The 2,975-nt window shown below is 35.6% G+C and carries 5 protein-coding genes and 1 pseudogene; all 6 read right to left on the reverse strand.

The features are described 5' to 3' along the window. Window positions 1-116 precede the first annotated feature (116 nt). Window positions 117-791 (reverse strand): DUF4062 domain-containing protein, encoded by a 675-nt coding sequence (locus tag Q7J67_00895; GenBank protein ID MDO9463853.1) that lies wholly within the window; start codon window positions 789-791, stop codon window positions 117-119. Between the two features lie 2 nt (window positions 792-793). Further along, a pseudogene (locus Q7J67_00900) lies at window positions 794-1,012 on the reverse strand (DUF3883 domain-containing protein). A 376-nt stretch (window positions 1,013-1,388) separates the two neighbouring features. Next, window positions 1,389-1,592, reverse strand: a complete 204-nt coding sequence (locus Q7J67_00905) for a hypothetical protein (protein ID MDO9463854.1) — start codon at window positions 1,590-1,592, stop codon at window positions 1,389-1,391. Between the two features lie 43 nt (window positions 1,593-1,635). Beyond that, entirely contained in the window at window positions 1,636-2,235 is a 600-nt protein-coding gene (locus tag Q7J67_00910; protein ID MDO9463855.1) for a master DNA invertase Mpi family serine-type recombinase, read from the reverse strand. After that, window positions 2,232-2,498 carry a hypothetical protein gene (locus Q7J67_00915; protein MDO9463856.1) on the reverse strand — a complete coding sequence of 89 codons (267 nt, stop codon included), beginning with the start codon at window positions 2,496-2,498 and terminating at the stop codon, window positions 2,232-2,234. The genes Q7J67_00910 and Q7J67_00915 overlap by 4 nt, the downstream gene beginning before the upstream one ends. After that, window positions 2,485-2,763 (reverse strand): AbrB/MazE/SpoVT family DNA-binding domain-containing protein, encoded by a 279-nt coding sequence (locus tag Q7J67_00920; protein MDO9463857.1) that lies wholly within the window; start codon window positions 2,761-2,763, stop codon window positions 2,485-2,487. The genes Q7J67_00915 and Q7J67_00920 overlap by 14 nt, the downstream gene beginning before the upstream one ends. Window positions 2,764-2,975 lie beyond the last annotated feature (212 nt).

A 2,975-nucleotide genomic window follows, 5' to 3' on the forward strand; every position in this document is an offset into this window, starting at 1 on the left:
TGTAACAAATTGGCTGATTGAGTACAATTTTAATCGCCCTCATCAAGCGCTTGATTATTTAACACCCATGAGATATATTGAGAATCACAATGAGAATCTTAAACAAAAAGTGTTACCTATGTGCCCAGCCAGCACATCATATTTTCAAGTATTTCTTCGTCTGATACAGTATCTTGATTTTGCTGCCCTGACTGTACTGCTAAACGCTTGGCCAGAACATGGTCCATGTTCTTCCATTTTAGCCGTTTTATTGCTTGTGTTTCAAAAGGAGAAATAGCCTCTATAGTTTGTTCCGCAATTTTTTCCTCATCCGAGGAAGGAATAATATTATAACGATCTTTAACTAATTTCAGCAGCGACGTCCTAACCTCTCGTTGTAATTCAAGTATATTTCCAAAGCGTTTGTATTTGAAATTATCAACACGGATTTCTTTCATCCATTTTTGAGTATTCTGATCACGATCTTCATCTGATGCCCCTTTAACAAAAATCAAAATAGGCATGCCTTGTTCTTTGGCGCGGCGGTATTCTTGATGAGTTGTAGATAAAGATCCGGAACAAGTTCCATATTCTTTACCCACTATATTCAAACAAACATCGCAAGAATCTAAAATATCAAGGCATTCTTGGGCACTCTTTTTTGGCGATGCAGGCGCATATTCATACAGAATAGCTTCACAATTAGCGAGAAGAATTGAATCGGTTGTAACCAGCGCGAGGACGGTCAGACGTTCATTTTCAAGCTCCTTCTGGACAGAACTAACAAATAATCGAAGTTTTTTACCGATCACGATTAAACTCCTCTTTTAAGTATCTTCTCCGCTCCTACATGATAATGTTCGACCTTAACCAACAGAGCTCTAACCGGACCCTGTATCCGATGAATTTCCGGTTTAGAGGCGCAGTTGTAAACTACATATAACCAATAATCCTTTTGCAACCGTTCAGCTGTTTTATATTCATTTATTGTTAAGGCAATTTCACCTATCGTTGCCCTACCCTTAACTTCAATTAAATTAGGCTGCCTTCGGCAGCAACTTTTCCTTTAATAAAGCAATTTTTAAATATAATCTTAATGTATTATGGAATATGTAAGCGGAAAAATCAAGCTTAGGGATATTTTCTGGCTAAACCATCATTTGATAAACAAAGCGCCATCTTTAGTAGCCAACATCATTAAAAAACTATCTACTAAAAAGAACTTTTTTACCCCAGTAGAGGATATTATTATTAACGATTACTAACATTGAAATTCCTATACATTAACTTAAAATAGACGACTTTTACTCCGCATATCTCTTGCCTATGCTCTTGATACGAACAAGGGATACCTCTATCTTCAACCACTTTTTGGGCACCCTAAATTATCCTTTTTGGGTCGTTTTAGATTATTCCCTACATACTGCCTTGCTTAACACTTTGCCCTCACTGTCCTTTATCTTGCCTATAGCGTCCTGTAATCTCTTAAAGAGAGCTGGATCAATGCTGTATGAATCAAGAACTTTACGATCTTTTCCAGAGGCGGGCCTTCCAGCCCTTCTTGTTTTTGTGTTACCCATATAACCCTTACCTCCCGTTATCTTTTTATCCACTCTATTAACTTTCTCCTTTAATCCAATTTATTTTAATATATTGTCAAGCTAGCTTTCTACTTTTTATATAATTTAAAACTGTTATTCTATGTACCCCCGTAATTCTTCCAATGGCGCTTAAGGAAATCTTTTTCTTTAGAAGCTCTTTAATAATATCATCTTTACCTGTTAGCTTGGTCTCTTTAGACAAACTGCCTTTAGGCCTCCCAAGTGTCATTCCTTCGCTCTTTTTGCGAGCAAGAGCCTGTTTTGTTCTCTGGCTGATCATGCTGCGCTCAATTTCAGCAGATAAGCTAAACGCAAAAGCTAATACTTTGGAATTTATATTGTCTCCTAGCTCATATTTTTCCTTTATGGTAAAAACTTTTACTTTCTTTTGCATAAGTTCGTGCAGGATGCTCATTACTTCCATTAGACTCCTGCCGAATCTGCTAATTTCAATTGTAATTAATATATCATTCTTTTTAAGCTTTTTTATAAGCTTTCCAAGTAATCTATCTTTATAGTTTTTTATCCCACTAACAGTTTCTTCTATCCATTTATCTACAATAAATTTCCGTTGATCAGCAAATTTAAGCACTTCATACTTTTGATTTTTATTGTCTTGCTTATCGGTACTAACCCGGATATATGCATATATCATTGCTTGCTCAATATATTATGAGTTCCAACTTTCCTAAGAATTTTTGTATTCCCTACAGGCGTAAAAGTTATACGATAGTTTTTAGTAATGCTCATTTCCCAAATATTATCAGTCCCTTTAATCTTCTTAATCCTAAGCGATGGATGATTCGGGTTTTTAATAAAAATATCCAGCTTATTTAAGACTATGTTTTTAATATCAGGATGTAATTTCCTGAAACATTTATCAAAAGCAGAAAGGGTTTTTATGTTAGTTTTTTCCAAGATGCTTCCCTAACTCATTTGCAGTCTTGAAAGAACCGGACATTTTCCCTGCTTTGAGATCTCTATCTGCCTCCCTCTCTCCTTCCTGCCATTCTTTAGTCCAGAACCACGCCTGGTCTTTATTAATTACCATTTTAGGAATCACTTTTAACACATCTTTATCCATTACTACCTCTACATAATCTCCTGGCTCACAATGTAAAATCTTTCTTAATTCTGCCGGTATTGTAAGTTGTCCTCTTTCGTTTATTTTTGTTAAGCTCATAATCTTATCTCCTTTCATATTATCATATTATCATACAACAATATAATAATCAAGAATTCTTTAGGTTTTTAATGGAAATGGTAAGATACATCCTTACCCCCTAGGTGGAGGATACAAGGGACCCCATCCCGAAAGCTTTCGGGATGGGGTCAGGAAAATATTAATAGTATCTGCGAAAATATTTAAGGAGATAAGGAAAGAAGCATCATGTT

This window comes from bacterium (genome assembly GCA_030652805.1).
Classification (GTDB): domain Bacteria; phylum JAHJDO01; class JAHJDO01; order JAHJDO01; family JAHJDO01; genus JAHJDO01.